14 protein-coding genes are annotated in these 16,898 nt (G+C 71.9%); all 14 read left to right on the top strand.

Annotated features, from left to right (window positions below; genetic code table 11):
* Nucleotides 1-205 precede the first annotated feature (205 nt).
* The 14 genes from pyrR (at nucleotide 206) to AB0424_RS09490 (ending at nucleotide 16,893) form a co-directional block, all read left to right on the top strand.
* Nucleotides 206-772: a bifunctional pyr operon transcriptional regulator/uracil phosphoribosyltransferase PyrR gene (gene pyrR, locus AB0424_RS09555; protein ID WP_366303553.1), complete on the top strand. Its 567-nt coding sequence runs from the start codon at nucleotides 206-208 to the stop codon at nucleotides 770-772.
* Between the two features lie 84 nt (nucleotides 773-856).
* Nucleotides 857-1,846 carry an aspartate carbamoyltransferase catalytic subunit gene (locus AB0424_RS09550; RefSeq protein ID WP_366303551.1) on the top strand — a complete coding sequence of 330 codons (990 nt, stop codon included), beginning with the start codon at nucleotides 857-859 and terminating at the stop codon, nucleotides 1,844-1,846.
* A gap of 2 nt (nucleotides 1,847-1,848) precedes the next feature.
* Nucleotides 1,849-3,135, top strand: a complete 1,287-nt coding sequence (locus tag AB0424_RS09545) for a dihydroorotase (protein ID WP_366303549.1) — start codon at nucleotides 1,849-1,851, stop codon at nucleotides 3,133-3,135.
* The gene (locus AB0424_RS09540; protein WP_366303547.1) at nucleotides 3,132-3,704 is read left to right on the top strand and encodes a hypothetical protein; all 573 of its coding nucleotides are present in this window, start codon (nucleotides 3,132-3,134) and stop codon (nucleotides 3,702-3,704) included. Before AB0424_RS09545 ends, AB0424_RS09540 begins: the two co-directional genes overlap by 4 nt.
* The gene (gene carA / locus AB0424_RS09535; protein ID WP_366303545.1) at nucleotides 3,701-4,864 is read left to right on the top strand and encodes a glutamine-hydrolyzing carbamoyl-phosphate synthase small subunit; all 1,164 of its coding nucleotides are present in this window, start codon (nucleotides 3,701-3,703) and stop codon (nucleotides 4,862-4,864) included. The genes AB0424_RS09540 and carA overlap by 4 nt, the downstream gene beginning before the upstream one ends.
* The gene (gene carB, locus AB0424_RS09530) at nucleotides 4,857-8,165 is read left to right on the top strand and encodes a carbamoyl-phosphate synthase large subunit (protein ID WP_366303543.1); all 3,309 of its coding nucleotides are present in this window, start codon (nucleotides 4,857-4,859) and stop codon (nucleotides 8,163-8,165) included. Before carA ends, carB begins: the two co-directional genes overlap by 8 nt.
* 76 nt (nucleotides 8,166-8,241) lie before the next feature.
* On the top strand, nucleotides 8,242-9,351 hold the full coding sequence (locus AB0424_RS09525) for a quinone-dependent dihydroorotate dehydrogenase (protein ID WP_366304140.1): 1,110 nt from the start codon (nucleotides 8,242-8,244) through the stop codon (nucleotides 9,349-9,351).
* Between the two features lie 71 nt (nucleotides 9,352-9,422).
* Nucleotides 9,423-10,235, top strand: a complete 813-nt coding sequence (gene pyrF / locus AB0424_RS09520) for an orotidine-5'-phosphate decarboxylase (protein ID WP_366304138.1) — start codon at nucleotides 9,423-9,425, stop codon at nucleotides 10,233-10,235.
* Between the two features lie 329 nt (nucleotides 10,236-10,564).
* Nucleotides 10,565-10,888, top strand: coding sequence for an integration host factor (locus tag AB0424_RS09515; RefSeq protein WP_030008746.1), 324 nt, complete (start codon nucleotides 10,565-10,567; stop codon nucleotides 10,886-10,888).
* A gap of 49 nt (nucleotides 10,889-10,937) precedes the next feature.
* Nucleotides 10,938-11,525 carry a guanylate kinase gene (gene gmk, locus AB0424_RS09510; RefSeq protein WP_366303541.1) on the top strand — a complete coding sequence of 196 codons (588 nt, stop codon included), beginning with the start codon at nucleotides 10,938-10,940 and terminating at the stop codon, nucleotides 11,523-11,525.
* Nucleotides 11,526-11,587: 62 nt separating this feature from the next.
* Nucleotides 11,588-11,860, top strand: a complete 273-nt coding sequence (gene rpoZ / locus AB0424_RS09505) for a DNA-directed RNA polymerase subunit omega (RefSeq protein ID WP_017242218.1) — start codon at nucleotides 11,588-11,590, stop codon at nucleotides 11,858-11,860.
* Nucleotides 11,861-11,980: 120 nt separating this feature from the next.
* Nucleotides 11,981-13,192 (top strand): bifunctional phosphopantothenoylcysteine decarboxylase/phosphopantothenate--cysteine ligase CoaBC, encoded by a 1,212-nt coding sequence (coaBC, locus tag AB0424_RS09500; RefSeq protein WP_366303538.1) that lies wholly within the window; start codon nucleotides 11,981-11,983, stop codon nucleotides 13,190-13,192.
* Between the two features lie 256 nt (nucleotides 13,193-13,448).
* Nucleotides 13,449-14,657 carry a methionine adenosyltransferase gene (gene metK, locus AB0424_RS09495; protein WP_366303536.1) on the top strand — a complete coding sequence of 403 codons (1,209 nt, stop codon included), beginning with the start codon at nucleotides 13,449-13,451 and terminating at the stop codon, nucleotides 14,655-14,657.
* Between the two features lie 106 nt (nucleotides 14,658-14,763).
* Entirely contained in the window at nucleotides 14,764-16,893 is a 2,130-nt protein-coding gene (locus tag AB0424_RS09490; RefSeq protein ID WP_366303534.1) for a primosomal protein N', read from the top strand.
* Nucleotides 16,894-16,898 lie beyond the last annotated feature (5 nt).

Here is a 16,898-nt window from a genome sequence, read left to right as displayed (position 1 = left end):
GGCTGGTAACTCACTGTGAGGTTACGCAGCGTTACTCTTTCCCGTCAAGCCGAATGGTCCGTACCGGCCCCTCCCGAGGGACGGCGCCCGGAGTGGCGGACGGGGGTGCGGCCTGCGCGTCCGCCCTCCCCTGGTAGAGTGAACGGCGCAATTCCGACGTCCTTTAAGAACCGTCCCGTGAGGCGGAGAAGGAGGTCCGTTTCCCATGGACACTCAGCAGCAGTACGGCGATGACGCCCGGCCCGTCCTCGAGGCCCCCGACATCGCACGGGTCCTGACCCGCATCGCCCACGAGATCGTCGAGCGCGCCAAGGGCGCCGACGACGTGGTCCTCCTCGGCATCCCCACCCGCGGTGTCTTCCTCGCCCGCCGGCTCGCCGAGAAGCTCGAATCGATCACCGGCGCCAAGATCCCGGTCGGTTCCCTCGACATCACCATGTACCGGGACGACCTGCGGCTGAAGCCGGCCCGCGCCATCGGCCGCACCGAGATCCCCGGTGACGGCATCGACGGCCGCCTCGTCGTCCTCGTCGACGACGTCCTCTTCTCCGGCCGCACCATTCGCGCCGCCCTCGACGCCCTCGGCGACATCGGCCGCCCGCGCGCCGTCCAGCTCGCGGTCCTCGTCGACCGCGGCCACCGCGAACTTCCGATCCGCGCCGACTACGTCGGAAAGAACCTCCCCACGTCGCTGCGGGAGACGGTCAAGGTCCAGCTCGCCGAGGAGGACGGTCGAGACACCGTGCTGCTCGGCACCCGGCCCTCCTCCTAGCCGGACCGGCTTCCCCGCGGGGCCGGGGCACCCCCCTGCGCCCCCGCATGCCCTCACACCTCCCCACCACGGAGAGAAAACCCGATGATGCGTCACCTCATCTCGGCCGCCGACCTCACCCGCGACGACGCCGTCCAGATCCTCGACACCGCCGAGGAGATGGCCCGGGTGGCCGACCGGCCCATCAGGAAGCTGCCCACGCTGCGCGGCCGGACCATCTGCAACCTCTTCTTCGAGGACTCCACCCGGACCCGGATCTCCTTCGAGGCCGCCGAGAAGCGCCTCTCCGCCGACGTGATCAACTTCGCGGCGAAGGGCTCCAGCGTCTCCAAGGGCGAGTCCCTCAAGGACACCGCGCAGACCCTGGAGGCCATGGGCGTCGACGCGGTCGTCATCCGGCACGGCGCCTCCGGCGCCCCGTACCGCCTCGCCACCTCCGGCTGGATCGACGCCCCCGTCGTCAACGCCGGCGACGGCACCCACCAGCACCCCACCCAGGCCCTCCTGGACGCCTTCACCATGCGCCGCCGCCTCGTCGGCCGCGACGAGGGCCTCGGCAAGGACCTGGCCGGCCGGCGCATCACGATCGTCGGCGACGTCCTGCACAGCCGCGTCGCCCGCTCCAACGTCGACCTGCTGCACACCCTCGGCGCCGAGGTCACCCTGGTGGCCCCGCCCACCCTCGTCCCCGTCGGCGTCGAGACCTGGCCCTGCGAGATCTCCTACGACCTCGACCGGGTGCTGCCGAAGTCCGACGCGGTGATGATGCTCCGTGTGCAGCGAGAGCGGATGAACGCCGCCTTCTTCCCCACCGAGCGCGAGTACTCCCGCCGCTACGGGCTCGACGGCCACCGGATGGCGAAGATGCCCGAGCACGCCATCGTCATGCACCCCGGCCCGATGGTCCGCGGCATGGAGATCACCGCCGAGGTCGCCGACTCCGACCGCTGCACGGTGATCGAGCAGGTCGCCAACGGCGTCTCGATCCGGATGGCCGTCCTCTACCTGCTGCTCGGCGGCAACGACTCCGCCGCCCCCGCCCCCAGCACCCCCCGCACCGAGGAGAGCAAGTAACCATGAGCAAGATCCTGATCCGTGGTGCGAAGGTGCTCGGCGGCGAGGTGCTGGACGTCCTCGTCGAGGGCGAGACCGTCTCCGAGCTCGGCACCGGGCTCTCCGCCGAGGGCGCCACCGTCATCGAGGCCGAGGGCATGATCCTGCTGCCCGGCCTCGTCGACCTCCACACCCACCTGCGCGAGCCCGGCCGCGAGGACTCCGAGACCGTCCTCACCGGCACCCGCGCCGCCGCGTCCGGCGGCTACACCGCCGTCTTCGCCATGGCCAACACCCACCCCGTCGCCGACACCGCCGGCGTCGTCGAGCAGGTCTACCGCCTCGGCAAGGAGTCCGGCTACTGCGACGTGCAGCCCATCGGCGCCGTCACCGTCGGCCTGGAGGGCCGGAAGCTCGCCGAGCTCGGCGCCATGCACGACTCCGCCGCCGGCGTCACCGTCTTCTCCGACGACGGCAAGTGCGTCGACGACGCCGTGATCATGCGCCGCGCCCTGGAGTACGTGAAGGCGTTCGGCGGCGTCGTCGCCCAGCACGCCCAGGAGCCCCGCCTCACCGAGGGCGCCCAGATGAACGAGGGCATCGTCTCCGCCGAGCTCGGTCTCGGCGGCTGGCCGGCGGTCGCCGAGGAGTCGATCATCGCCCGCGACGTCCTCCTCGCCGAGCACGTCGGCTCCCGCGTCCACATCTGCCACCTCTCCACCGCCGGTTCCGTCGAGATCGTCCGCTGGGCCAAGTCCCGCGGCATCGACGTCACCGCCGAGGTCACCCCGCACCACCTCCTCCTCACGGACGAGCTGGTCCGCTCCTACAACCCGGTCTACAAGGTCAACCCGCCGCTGCGCACCGAGAAGGACGTCCTCGCGCTGCGCGAGGCGCTGGCCGACGGCACGATCGACATCGTCGCCACCGACCACGCCCCGCACCCGCACGAGGACAAGGACTGCGAGTGGGCCGCGGCCGCCATGGGCATGGTCGGCCTGGAGACCGCGCTCTCCGTCGTCCAGCAGACGATGGTCGAGACCGGCCTCCTCGACTGGGCCGGCGTCGCCGACCGCATGTCCTTCGCCCCCGCCCGCATCGGACGGGCCACCGGCCACGGACGCCCCGTCTCGGTCGGTGAGCCCGCGAACCTGACGCTGGTCGATCCGGCTTACCGTGGTGTCGTGGACCCCGCGGACTTCGCCTCCCGCAGCCGCAACACCCCGTACGAGGGTCGTGAGCTGCCGGGACGCGTCACCCACACCTTCCTGCGGGGCCGGGCAACGGTCGTGGACGGGAAGCTGGCGTGACACCACTCATCACAATCGCCGCACAGGCAGCCGATCAGAAGTCGGCGGAGGTGACCGACTGGGCCGGCAGGATCGGCTGGGTCGCCGGACTGCTGCTCTTCGTCGCCTTCGTCTACTGGCTCATGCGCCAGGGATGGAAGTGGCGCGGCGCCCTCCAGTCGGACCTGCCCGAACTGCCCGCGGTGCCGCGGGAGCCGGGTGCCGCGACACTGGCCCTCAGCGGGCGCTACCACGGGTCGACGACCGCCGGGCAGTGGCTCGACCGGATCGTCGCCCACGGCCTCGGCACCCGCAGCCGGGCCGAGCTCACCCTCACCGACGCCGGGATCTCGGTCGTACGCCCCGGGGCGAACGACTTCCTCATCCCGGCCGACGCCCTGCGCGAGGCGCGCCTCGACAAGGGCATCGCCGGCAAGGTCCTCGCCGAGGGCGGCCTGCTGATCGTCACCTGGACCCACGGCGACAAGCTGCTCGACTCCGGCTTCCGCTCCGACCGGGCGGCCGAACACACCGCCTGGGTCGAAGCCATCAACTCCATGACCACCACGACGGAAGGCATCGCACGATGACGACCTCCATCAAGGGAGTCGCCTCTCAGAGGCAGAAGGCTGCTCCCGCCGTACTCGTCCTGGAGGACGGCCGCATCTTCCGCGGCCGCGCCTACGGGGCCGTGGGGGAGACCTTCGGCGAGGCCGTGTTCTCCACCGGCATGACCGGCTACCAGGAGACCCTCACCGACCCCTCCTACCACCGGCAGGTCGTGGTCATGACCGCGCCGCACGTCGGCAACACCGGCGTCAACGACGAGGACCCCGAGTCCGGCCGCATCTGGGTCTCCGGCTACGTCGTCCGCGACCCCGCACGCGTCTCCTCCAACTGGCGCGCCCGGCGCTCGCTGGACGAGGAACTGGTGCGCCAGGGCGTCGTCGGCATCTCCGGCATCGACACCCGCGCCCTCACCCGCCACCTGCGCGAGCGCGGCGCCATGCGCGTCGGCATCTTCTCCGGCGACGCCTGGACCGGCGTCCGCGACGAGGCGCTGCTCGCCAAGGTGCAGGAGCAGCCGCAGATGAAGGGCGCGAACCTCTCCGCCGAGGTCGCCACCAAGGAGACGTACGTCGTCCCGGCGATCGGCACCAAGAAGTTCACCGTCGCCGCCGTCGACCTCGGCATCAAGGGCATGACCCCGCACCGGATGGCCGAGCGCGGCATCGAGGTGCACGTGCTGCCCGCCACCGCCACCGCCGAGGACATCTACGCGGTGAACCCCGACGGTGTCTTCTTCTCCAACGGCCCGGGCGACCCGGCCACCGCGGACGGCCCCGTCTCCGTCATGCGCGCCGTCCTGGAGCGCAGGACGCCGCTCTTCGGCATCTGCTTCGGCAACCAGATCCTCGGCCGTGCCCTCGGCTTCGGCACCTACAAGCTGAAGTACGGCCACCGCGGCATCAACCAGCCGGTGCAGGACCGCACCACCGGCAAGGTCGAGGTCACCGCGCACAACCACGGCTTCGCCGTCGACGCGCCCCTCGACAAGGTCTCCGACACCCCCTTCGGGCGTGCCGAGGTCTCCCACGTCTGCCTGAACGACGACGTCGTCGAGGGCCTCCAGCTGCTCGACCAGCCGGCCTTCTCCGTCCAGTACCACCCCGAGGCGGCCGCGGGCCCGCACGACGCCGCGTACCTCTTCGACCGCTTCGTATCCCTGATGGAGGCCGAGCGTGCCTAAGCGCACCGATATCCAGTCCGTCCTGGTCATCGGCTCCGGCCCGATCGTCATCGGCCAGGCCGCCGAGTTCGACTACTCCGGCACCCAGGCGTGCCGCATCCTCAAGGCCGAGGGCCTGCGGGTGATCCTGGTCAACTCCAACCCGGCCACGATCATGACCGACCCGGAGATCGCCGACGCCACGTACGTCGAGCCGATCACCCCCGAGTTCGTCGAGAAGATCATCGCCAAGGAGCGCCCCGACGCCCTCCTGCCCACCCTCGGCGGCCAGACCGCGCTCAACACCGCGATCTCCATGCACGAGCAGGGCGTCCTGGAGAAGTACGGCGTCGAGCTCATCGGCGCCAACGTCGAGGCCATCAACAAGGGCGAGGACCGCGACCTCTTCAAGGGCGTCGTCGAGGCCGTCAAGGCCAAGATCGGCTACGGCGAGTCCGCCCGCTCGGTCATCTGCCACACCATGGACGACGTCATCCAGGGCGTCGAGACGCTCGGCGGCTACCCCGTCGTCGTGCGCCCCTCCTTCACCATGGGCGGCGCCGGCTCCGGCTTCGCCCACGACGAGGACGAGCTGCGCCGCATCGCCGGACAGGGCCTCACGCTCTCCCCGACCACCGAGGTGCTCCTGGAGGAGTCCATCCTCGGCTGGAAGGAGTACGAGCTGGAGCTGATGCGCGACAAGGCCGACAACGTCGTGGTCGTCTGCTCCATCGAGAACTTCGACCCGATGGGCGTCCACACCGGCGACTCGATCACCGTCGCCCCGGCGATGACGCTCACCGACCGCGAGTACCAGCGGCTGCGCGACATCGGCATCGCGATCATCCGCGAGGTCGGCGTCGACACCGGCGGCTGCAACATCCAGTTCGCGATCGACCCGGTCGACGGCCGGATCATCGTCATCGAGATGAACCCGCGCGTCTCCCGCTCCTCCGCGCTCGCCTCCAAGGCCACCGGCTTCCCGATCGCCAAGATCGCCGCCCGGCTCGCCGTCGGCTACACGCTGGACGAGATCCCGAACGACATCACGGAGAAGACCCCGGCGTCCTTCGAGCCCACGCTCGACTACGTCGTCGTCAAGGCCCCGCGCTTCGCCTTCGAGAAGTTCCCGCAGGCCGACTCCACCCTCACCACCACCATGAAGTCGGTGGGCGAGGCCATGGCCATCGGCCGCAACTTCACCGAGGCCCTCCAGAAGGCCCTGCGCTCGCTGGAGAAGAAGGGCTCGCAGTTCACCTTCGTCGGCGAGCCCGGCGACAAGGCCGAGCTGCTGCGCGAGGCGGTCCGCCCGACCGACGGCCGCATCAACTCCGTGATGCAGGCCATCCGCGCCGGTGCCACCCCGCAGGAGGTCTTCGACGCCACGAAGATCGACCCGTGGTTCGTCGACCAGCTCTTCCTGATCAAGGAGATCGCCGACGAGCTGGCCGCCGCGGAGAAGCTGGAGCCCGAGCTCCTCGGCGAGGCCAAGCGCCACGGCTTCTCCGACGCCCAGATCGCCGAGATCCGCGGCCTGCGCGAGGACGTCGTCCGCGAGGTCCGGCACGCCCTCGGCGTCCGCCCGGTCTACAAGACGGTCGACACCTGCGCCGCCGAGTTCGCCGCCAAGACCCCGTACTTCTACTCCTCGTACGACGAGGAGAGCGAGGTCGCGCCGCGCACCAAGCCCGCCGTGATCATCCTGGGCTCCGGCCCGAACCGCATCGGCCAGGGCATCGAGTTCGACTACTCCTGCGTCCACGCCTCCTTCGCCCTGAGCGACGCCGGCTACGAGACCGTGATGGTCAACTGCAACCCGGAGACCGTCTCGACGGACTACGACACCTCCGACCGCCTGTACTTCGAGCCGCTGACGCTCGAGGACGTGCTGGAGATCGTCCACGCCGAGACGCTGGCCGGCCCCGTCGCCGGTGTGGTCGTCCAGCTCGGCGGCCAGACCCCGCTGGGCCTCTCCCAGGCGCTCAAGGACAACGGCGTGCCGGTCGTCGGCACCTCCCCGGAGGCGATCCACGCCGCCGAGGACCGCGGCGCCTTCGGCCGGGTCCTCGCCGAGGCCGGCCTCCCGGCCCCCAAGCACGGCACCGCGACCACCTTCGCCGGCGCCAAGGCCATCGCCGACGAGATCGGCTACCCGGTCCTGGTCCGCCCCTCGTACGTGCTGGGCGGCCGCGGCATGGAGATCGTGTACGACGAGGCCCGCCTCGAGTCGTACATCGCCGAGTCCACCGAGATCAGCCCCACCCGGCCGGTCCTGGTCGACCGCTTCCTCGACGACGCCATCGAGATCGACGTCGACGCGCTCTACGACGGCCAGGAGCTCTACCTGGGCGGCGTCATGGAGCACATCGAGGAGGCCGGCATCCACTCCGGCGACTCGGCCTGCGCCCTGCCCCCGATCACCCTCGGCGGCTTCGACATCAAGCGGCTGCGCGCCTCCACCGAGGCCATCGCCAAGGGCGTCGGCGTCCGCGGCCTGATCAACATCCAGTTCGCCATGGCCGGTGACATCCTCTACGTCCTGGAGGCCAACCCGCGCGCCTCCCGGACCGTCCCCTTCACCTCGAAGGCGACCGCCGTGCCGCTCGCGAAGGCCGCCGCCCGCATCTCGCTGGGCGCCACCGTCGCCGAGCTGCGGGCCGAGGGCCTGCTGCCGAAGACCGGCGACGGCGGCACCCTGCCGATCGACGCGCCGATCTCCGTCAAGGAGGCCGTGATGCCCTGGAGCCGCTTCCGCGACATCCACGGCCGCGGCGTCGACACCGTCCTCGGCCCGGAGATGCGCTCCACCGGCGAGGTCATGGGCATCGACGCGGTCTTCGGCACGGCGTACGCCAAGTCGCAGGCCGGCGCCTACGGCCCGCTGCCCACCAAGGGCCGCGCGTTCATCTCCGTCGCCAACCGCGACAAGCGCTCGATGATCTTCCCGGCCCGCGAGCTCGTCGCCCACGGCTTCGAGCTGCTCGCCACCTCCGGCACCGCCGAGGTCCTCAAGCGCAACGGCATCAACGCGACGGTCGTGCGCAAGCTCAGCGAGGGCGAGGGCCCGAACGGCGAGAAGACGATCGTCCAGCTGATCCACGACGGCCAGGTCGACCTGATCGTCAACACCCCGTACGGCACCGGCGGCCGCCTCGACGGCTACGAGATCCGTACGGCCGCGGTGGCCCGCAGCGTCCCGTGCCTCACCACGGTCCAGGCGCTCGCCGCCGCCGTCCAGGGCATCGACGCGCTCAACCGCGGCGACGTCGGCGTCCGCTCGCTCCAGGAGCACGCGGAGCACCTGATCGCGGCACGCGACTAGCAGCCCGTCAGAGGAGGGGGACACCGGCAGGATCTGCGGTGTCCCCCTCGTCATGAGCAGACCCGGACCGGAGCACATGTACAAGTTCTTCTTCAACGTCGTCTTCAAGCGCATGGACCCCGAGGAGGCCCACTACCTGGCCTTCCGCTGGATCCGGCTCGCGGCCCGCGTCCCGGTGCTGCGGACCTTCGTCGCCGCCGTCCTCGCGCCCCGCCACGAGGAGCTGCGCACCGAGGCCCTCGGCCTGCGGATGCACGGCCCCTTCGGGCTCGCCGCCGGCTTCGACAAGAACGCCGTCGCCATCGACGGCATGTCGATGCTCGGCTTCGACCACATCGAGATCGGCACGGTCACCGGCGAGGCCCAGCCCGGCAACCCCAAGAAGCGCCTCTTCCGGCTCGTCCCGGACCGCGCCCTGATCAACCGCATGGGCTTCAACAACGAGGGCTCCGCCGCCGTCGCCGCGCGCCTGGCCGCCCGTACGCCGGTCTTCCGCACCGTCGTCGGCGTCAACATCGGCAAGACCAAGGTCGTCCCGGAGGCCGAGGCCGCCGCCGACTACGTGAAGTCCACCGAGCGCCTGGCCGCCCACGCCGACTACCTGGTCGTGAACGTCTCCTCGCCGAACACCCCGGGGCTGCGCAACCTCCAGGCCACCGAGTCCCTGCGCCCGCTGCTCACGGCCGTACGCGAGGCCGCCGACCGCGCGGTCACCGGCCGCCGGGTCCCGCTCCTGGTGAAGATCGCCCCCGACCTGGCCGACGAGGACGTCGACGCGGTCGCCGACCTGGCCCTGGAGCTCGGCCTCGACGGCATCATCGCCACCAACACCACCATCGCGCGCGAGGGCCTCGGCCTGAAGTCCGACCCCGCGCTGGTCCAGGAGACCGGCGGCCTGTCCGGCGCGCCCGTCAAGGAGCGCTCCCTCGCCGTCCTCCGGCGCCTCCACGCGCGCGTGGGCGACCGGCTGGTCCTGGTAGGCGTCGGCGGCATCGAGAACGCCGAGGACGCCTGGCAGCGCATCCTCGCCGGCGCCACCCTGATCCAGGGCTACAGCGCCTTCGTCTACGAGGGCCCGTTCTACGCCCGGGCGATCCACAAGGGCCTGGCCGCGCGCCTCGCGGCCTCCCCGTACGCCACCCTCGCCGAAGCCGTCGGCGCCGCCAACCGAAAGGCCGCCCAGTGACCGCCCTCCCGTCGCCCGACCACCGCCCCTCGACGACGCCCTCCGGGCGGCCCCTCACCTTCGGCACCCGTCTGCGCTCCGCCATGGACGAGCGCGGCCCGCTCTGCGTCGGCATCGACCCGCACGCCGCCCTGCTCGACTCCTGGGGCCTGGCCGACGACATCGCCGGCCTGGAGCGCTTCACCTTCACCGTCGTCGAGGCGCTCGCCGACACCGTGGCGGTCTTCAAGCCGCAGTCGGCCTTCTTCGAGCGCTTCGGCTCGCGCGGCGTCGCCGTCCTGGAGCGCGCCGTCGCCGACCTGCGCGCGGCGGGCGGCCTGGTCGTCATGGACGCCAAGCGCGGCGACATCGGCTCCACCATGGCCGCCTACGCCGAGACCTTCCTGCGCAAGGACTCCCCGCTCTTCTCGGACGCGCTGACGGTCTCGCCGTACCTCGGCTACGGCTCGCTGAAGCCGGCCGTCGACCTGGCCCGCGAGTCCGGCGCCGGCCTCTTCGTGCTGGCCCTCACCTCCAACCCGGAGGGCGCCGAGGTCCAGCGGGCGGTCCGGGAGGACGGCCGCACCATCGGCGCGACCATGCTGGCCCACCTGGCGGCGGAGAACGCGGGGGAGACCCCGATGGGCTCCTTCGGCGCGGTCGTCGGCGCCACCCTGGGCGACCTGTCCGCCTTCGACCTGGAGATCAACGGCCCGCTCCTCGCCCCCGGCATCGGCGCCCAGGGCGCGACCCCGGCGGACCTTCCCGCCGTCTTCGGCGCGGCGGTCGGCAACGTGGTCCCGAACGTCAGCCGGGGTGTCCTGCGTCACGGTCCCGACGCGGCCGCTCTGCGGGACTCGGCCGTCCGGTACGCGGACGAGGTCCGGGCGGCCGTCGGCGCGTGACCGGCCTCCGGGCGATCCGATCGGGGTCCCCGGACAAGCCGCAGGTGGGAGCGGCGCGGCCCGTCGGGACGCGCCGTCTCGCCGGGTCGTCTCACTCCTTGACGAAAACTTGGCTCAAAACCGGGTCGTTTTGCCGGAAAAGTCCTGGTCGGTCGATGCTGACCAGGACTTTTCCGCTGTTCTCGCTGACGGGAGCGGCCTCGGCCGCTAGTCTCCGGGGCAGAGCAGGCGTTCAGCGAGCACTCCGCTGGACGTTGCTCCACTGGTGTGGGGCGCTGGGTTCCTCACCGGTCCGTATCCGACAGATCGACATCCGAGGTGACGTAGGCGTGGCTCTTCCGCCCCTTACCCCTGAACAGCGCGCAGCCGCGCTCGAGAAGGCCGCCGCGGCTCGCCGGGAGCGGGCCGAGGTCAAGAATCGACTCAAGCACTCCGGCGCCTCCCTCCAGGAGGTCATCAAGACCGGCCAGGAGAACGACGTCATCGGCAAGATGAAGGTCTCCGCCCTGCTCGAGTCCCTGCCGGGCGTGGGCAAGGTCCGCGCCAAGCAGATCATGGAGCGCCTCGGCATCTCCGAGAGCCGCCGCGTCCGCGGTCTCGGCTCCAACCAGATCGCCTCCCTGGAGCGAGAGTTCGGCAGCACCGGCGCCTGATCCGGGACGCGCGTCCCGGGCACACCGGTAAAGCTGGAATAATCGCTGCATGGCAGCAGAGGTACGTCCGCGGCTGACCGTGCTCTCCGGCCCCTCAGGGGTCGGCAAGAGCACGGTCGTCGCTCATATGCGCAAGGTCCACCCCGAGGTCTGGCTCTCGGTGTCGGCGACGACACGCAAGCCCCGCCCCGGCGAGAAGCACGGCGTCCACTACTTCTTCGTGACGGACGACGAGTTCGACAAGCTGATCGCCAACGGTGAGCTCCTGGAGTGGGCCGAGTTCGCGGGCAACCGCTACGGCACCCCGCGTGCCGCGGTCCTCGAACGCCTCGACTCCGGCGAGCCCGTCCTCCTGGAGATCGACCTCCAGGGCGCCCGCCAGGTCAAGGACTCCATGGAGGAGTCCCAGCTGGTCTTCCTGGCCCCGCCCAGCTGGGAGGAGCTGGTCCGCCGCCTCACCGGCCGCGGCACCGAGTCCCCCGAGGTCATCGCGCGCCGGCTGGACGCCGCGAAGGTCGAGCTGGCCGCGGAGTCGGAGTTCGACACCACGCTCGTCAACACCTCCGTCGAGGACGTCGCACGCGAGCTGCTAACGTTGATGCTGCTGTCATCTGGGGACCTGGACAACAGCGGCTGAGGCCGTGGGACCCCGCACCTCACAGCATTCCTGATTTTTTCTCCATCTTCGGAAGGTAGAGCGTGTCCTCTTCCATGACTGCGCCCGAGGGCATCATCAACCCGCCGATCGACGAGCTGCTCGAGGCCACGGACTCGAAGTACAGCCTCGTGATCTACGCGGCCAAGCGCGCGCGTCAGATCAACGCGTACTACTCCCAGCTCGGCGAGGGCCTGCTGGAGTACGTGGGTCCGCTCGTCGACACCCACGTCCACGAGAAGCCGCTCTCGATCGCCCTGCGGGAGATCAACGCGGGTCTGCTGACGTCCGAGGCCATCGAGGGCCCGGCTCAGTAAGCACGTACAGCTTGTAACGCTTGTCACCACAGGCCCGGCGGAACATCCGCCGGGCCTGTGGTGTCTCATGGAGTCGTACGCATCCGAGTGCGCGTCCGAGTGCGGGGAGTCGTGGAAGTCGTGGCCAAGCCGAAGGTCGTTCTGGGGGTCAGCGGCGGCATCGCCGCCTACAAGGCGTGCGAGCTGCTGCGCCGGCTCACCGAGTCGGGCCACGACGTCCGGGTCGTGCCCACCGACTCCGCCCTCCACTTCGTCGGGGCGGCCACCTGGTCCGCCCTCTCCGGCAACCCCGTCTCCACCGAGGTGTGGGAGTCCGTCCACGAGGTGCCGCACGTGCGGATCGGCCAGGCCGCCGACCTGGTCGTCGTCGCCCCCGCGACCGCCGACATGCTCGCCAAGGCCGCGCACGGCCTCGCCGACGACCTGCTCACCAACACGCTGCTCACCGCGCGCTGTCCGGTCGTCTTCGCCCCCGCCATGCACACCGAGATGTGGGAGCACCCGGCGACGCAGGAGAACGTCGCGACCCTCCGCCGCCGCGGCGCCGTCGTCATCGAGCCCGCCGTCGGCCGCCTCACCGGCGTCGACACCGGCAAGGGCCGGCTGCCGGACCCCGGGGAGATCTTCGAGGTCTGCCGGCGGATCATCGCGCGCGGCGTCACCGCACCCGACCTCGCCGGCCGCCACGTCGTGGTCAGCGCGGGCGGCACCCGCGAGCCGCTCGACCCGGTCCGCTACCTGGGCAACCGCTCCTCCGGAAAGCAGGGCTACGCCCTCGCGAAGGCCGCGGCCGCCCGCGGCGCCCGGGTGACCCTCGTCGAGGCCAACACCGGCATCCCCGACCCCGCGGGCGTCGACGTGGTCCACGTCGGCACCGCCGTCCAGCTCCGCGAGGCCGTGCTCAAGGCCGCCGCGGACGCCGACGCCGTGGTCATGGCCGCCGCCGTGGCCGACTTCCGCCCGGCCGTCTACGCCGCCGGGAAGATCAAGAAGAAGGACGACGGGGGCGCCCCCACCGTCGAGCTGGTCCGCAACCCCGACATCCTCGCCGAGCTGTCCGCCGACCGGGCCCTGCCGGGGCAGGTCGTCGTCGGCTTCGCAGCCGAGACCGACGACGTCCTCGCCAACGGCCGTCAGAAGCTCCGCCGCAAGGGCTGCGACCTGCTCGTCGTCAACGAGGTGGGGGAGCGCAAGACCTTCGGCTCCGAGGAGAACGAGGCCGTCGTCCTCGCCGCGGACGGCGCCGAGACGCCCGTGCCGTACGGACCGAAGGAAGCCCTCGCCGAGACGGTCTGGGACCTGGTCCTTCCCCGGTTGCGTTCCGCTCACTGACGGGTGACCGTCAGGGTGGGAAGTTGACACATGCGGGCGGGAATCGCCGACGTCCGAGTGATGTACGTCCCACCGAACGGGTGGTTCCGCCCCTGTCGTCACGCGATTCCACCCGTACGGCGGCATTCGCCAGGCGAGACACCTGGTCCACAGCCCGACCACGACCGATAGACTGTTCGTGGAACGTCGCGGGGCGCAGCCCCCTGCCGGTCCGCGTCACGAGTAGCCAGCAGCCGCTGCAACCCCAGGGAGCGTTGTGTCCCGTCGTCTGTTCACCTCGGAGTCCGTCACCGAGGGTCACCCCGACAAGATCGCTGACCAGATCAGCGACACCATCCTCGACGCACTGCTGCGGGAGGACCCCACCTCGCGCGTCGCCGTCGAGACGCTGATCACGACCGGCCTCGTGCACGTCGCCGGCGAGGTGACCACCAAGGCGTGGGCGGACATCCCGACCCTCGTCCGGAACAAGATCCTGGAGATCGGTTACGACTCCTCCAAGAAGGGCTTCGACGGCGCCTCCTGCGGCGTCTCGGTGTCCATCGGATCGCAGTCCCCGGACATCGCCCAGGGTGTCGACACCGCGTACGAGAAGCGCGTCGAGGGTGACGAGGACGAGCTCGACAAGCAGGGTGCCGGCGACCAGGGCCTGATGTTCGGCTACGCGTCGGACGAGACCCCCGAGCTGATGCCGCTGCCGATCCACATCGCGCACCGGCTCTCCCGCCGCCTCACCGAGGTCCGCAAGAACGGCACCATCCCGTACCTGCGCCCCGACGGCAAGACCCAGGTCACCATCGAGTACGACGGCGACAAGGCCGTCCGCCTCGACACGGTCGTCGTCTCCTCGCAGCACGCCTCCGACATCGACCTCGAGTCGCTGCTCGCGCCCGACATCCGCGAGTTCGTCGTCGAGCACGTGCTCAAGCAGCTCGTCGAGGACGGCATCAAGCTCGACACCGACGGCTACCGCCTCCTGGTGAACCCGACCGGCCGCTTCGAGATCGGCGGCCCGATGGGTGACGCCGGCCTCACCGGCCGCAAGATCATCATCGACACCTACGGCGGCATGGCCCGCCACGGCGGCGGTGCCTTCTCCGGCAAGGACCCGTCGAAGGTCGACCGCTCCGCCGCCTACGCCATGCGCTGGGTCGCCAAGAACGTCGTCGCCGCGGGCCTCGCCTCGCGCTGCGAGGTCCAGGTCGCCTACGCGATCGGCAAGGCCGAGCCCGTCGGTCTCTTCGTCGAGACCTTCGGCACCAACAGCATCGAGACCGAGAAGATCGAGAACGCCATCGCCGAGGTCTTCGACCTCCGCCCGGCCGCGATCATCCGCGACCTCGACCTGCTGCGCCCGATCTACTCCCAGACCGCCGCCTACGGCCACTTCGGCCGCGAGCTGCCGGACTTCACCTGGGAGCGCACGGACCGCGTGGAGGCCCTGCGCAAGGCCGCCGGCCTCTAGGCCGTCCCCGAAGTCCGCAGTACACGGCCGAGGCCCGGCACCCCCTGGAGGGGTGCCGGGCCTCGGCCGTGTCCGGCTGTCGGTGGCGTCTGGTAGGTATGGGGCTGTGAGCAGCGAGAACGAGAAGTCCGACGAACCCGAGCAGCTCGCGCTCATTCGGGAGACCGTACGGACCGCGAAGGTGCCGCGCGCCAAGCCGCGGACCTGGCGGGGCGCCGCGCTGGCCAAGGAGCTGCCGGTCGCCCGGGTCGTGGTGAACAAGGGGGCGCTCCACCTCGACCAGTTCTTCGACTACGCGGTGCCCGAGGAGCTGGACGAGGTCGCCCGCCCCGGGGTCCGGGTCAGGGTGCGCTTCGGCGCCGGGGCGCACCAGGTGAAGAACGGTCGGCGGGAGGGCGGCCGGCTCATCGACGGCTTCCTCGTGGAGCGGCGGGCCACCTCGGACTACTCCGGGCCGCTGGCCGCCCTCGCCGACGTCGTCTCGCCCGAACCGGTCCTCGGACCCGAGCTGCTGGGCCTCGCCAGGGCCGTCGCCGACCGGTACGCGGGCAGCCTCGCGGACGTGCTCCAGCTCGCCGTGCCACCGCGAAGCGCCCGCGCCGAGGGCCGCCCCTCGCCGCAGCCGCTGCCGCCGCCCGCCCCGCCGGAGCCGGGCAGCTGGACGCGGTACGACCGGGGCCCGGCGTTCCTGGACTCCCTGGCCCGCGGCGGGGCGCCCCGGGCCGTCTGGAACGCGCTCCCCGGACCGCACTGGGCCGAGGAGATCGCCCGGGCCGTCGCCGCCACCCTCGCCTCGGGCCGGGGCGCACTCGTCGTCGTCCCGGACGGCCGGGCCGCCGGCCGCGTCGACGCGGCGCTCACCACCGTCCTGGGGGAGGGGCGACACGCCCTGCTGACCGCCGAGGCCGGGCCGGAGAAGCGGTACGCGCAGTGGCTCGCCGTCCGGCGCGGAGCGGTGCGGGCCGTCGTCGGCACCCGCGCGGCGATGTTCGCCCCCGTGCGGGACCTCGGGCTCGTCGTCCTGTGGGACGACGGGGACGGCAGCCACAGCGAACCGCACGCCCCTCAGCCCCACACGCGCGAGGTGCTGATCCTGCGCGCCGGCCAGGACCGGTGCGCCTTCCTCCTCGGCTCCACGAGCTGCACCGTCGAGGCCGCCCAGCTCGTCGAGTCCGGCTGGGCCAAGGCCCTGACCGCCGGGCGCGAACAGGTCCGCCGGGCCGCTCCGCTCATCCGGACCGTCGGCGACGGCGAGCTCGCCCGCGACGAGGCCGCGCGCGCGGCCCGGCTGCCCTCCCTGGCCTGGCAGACCGTGCGGGAGGGGCTCAGGACGGGCCCGGTGCTCGTCCAGGTGCCCCGCAGGGGGTACGTGCCCAGGCTGGCCTGCGAGCGGTGCAGGACCCCCGCCCGCTGCCGCCACTGCGCCGGGCCCCTGGAGGCCCCCGAGCAGCAGGAGCTGCGGTGCGGCTGGTGCGGGCGCGGAGCCCCCGGCTGGCACTGCGAGGCATGCGGCGGGAACCGGCTGCGGGCCCAGGTCGTGGGCGCGCGCCGGACGGCCGAGGAACTGGGCCGCGCGTTCCCCGCCGTTCCCGTACGGACCTCCGGCCGCGACCACGTCCTGGACAGCGTGCCCGGCCGCCCCGCACTCGTCGTCTCCACGCCCGGAGCCGAACCCGTCGCCGACGGCGGCTATGCGGCCGCGCTGCTCCTCGACGGCTGGGCCATGCTCGGCCGGCCCGACCTGCGCGCCGGCGAGGAGGCGCTGCGCCGCTGGATCGACGCGGCGTCGCTGGTGAGGGGACAGGCCGAGGGCGGCACGGTCGTGGTGGTCGCGGAGCCGACGCTCCGGCCCGTCCAGGCGCTGGTCCGCTGGGACCCGGTCGGGCACGCCCAGCGGGAGCTGGCGGAGCGGGCCGAGCTGGGCTTCCCCCCGGTCTCCCGGATGGCGGCGGTGACCGGTCCGCCGGACGCCGTCGAAGGGTTCCTGGCCGCCGCCGGACTGCCCGCGGACGCCGAGGTGCTCGGACCGGTACCGCTGCCCGTGGTCCGTCCCGGCGGCCCCCGCAGACCCGGCGACCCGCCGCCGGGCGAGCAGTGGGACCGGGCCCTGGTCCGGGTCCCGCCGGGCAGCGGCGCCGCCCTGGCGACGGCCCTCAAGCAGGCCCGGGCCGCCCGGATGGCGCGCGGCGGCGGGGAGCCGGTCCGCATCCGCGTCGACCCGCCGGACATCGGCTGAGCTCC

The organism is Streptomyces sp. NPDC051180, assembly GCF_040689545.1.
Classification (GTDB): Bacteria; Actinomycetota; Actinomycetes; order Streptomycetales; family Streptomycetaceae; genus Streptomyces.
This window is presented reverse-complemented; position numbering and strand designations above follow the sequence as displayed.

What these genes read in the sequence shown, in the direction of transcription:
- pyrR (WP_366303553.1), top strand. Translation starts at nt 206, where the DNA reads ATGGACACTCAGCAGCAGTACGGCGATGACGCCCGGCCCGTCCTCGAG.
- AB0424_RS09550 (WP_366303551.1), top strand. Translation starts at nt 857, where the DNA reads ATGATGCGTCACCTCATCTCGGCCGCCGACCTCACCCGCGACGACGCC.
- AB0424_RS09545 (WP_366303549.1), top strand. Translation starts at nt 1,849, where the DNA reads ATGAGCAAGATCCTGATCCGTGGTGCGAAGGTGCTCGGCGGCGAGGTG.
- carA (WP_366303545.1), top strand. Translation starts at nt 3,701, where the DNA reads ATGACGACCTCCATCAAGGGAGTCGCCTCTCAGAGGCAGAAGGCTGCT.
- AB0424_RS09525 (WP_366304140.1), top strand. Translation starts at nt 8,242, where the DNA reads ATGTACAAGTTCTTCTTCAACGTCGTCTTCAAGCGCATGGACCCCGAG.
- gmk (WP_366303541.1), top strand. Translation starts at nt 10,938, where the DNA reads ATGGCAGCAGAGGTACGTCCGCGGCTGACCGTGCTCTCCGGCCCCTCA.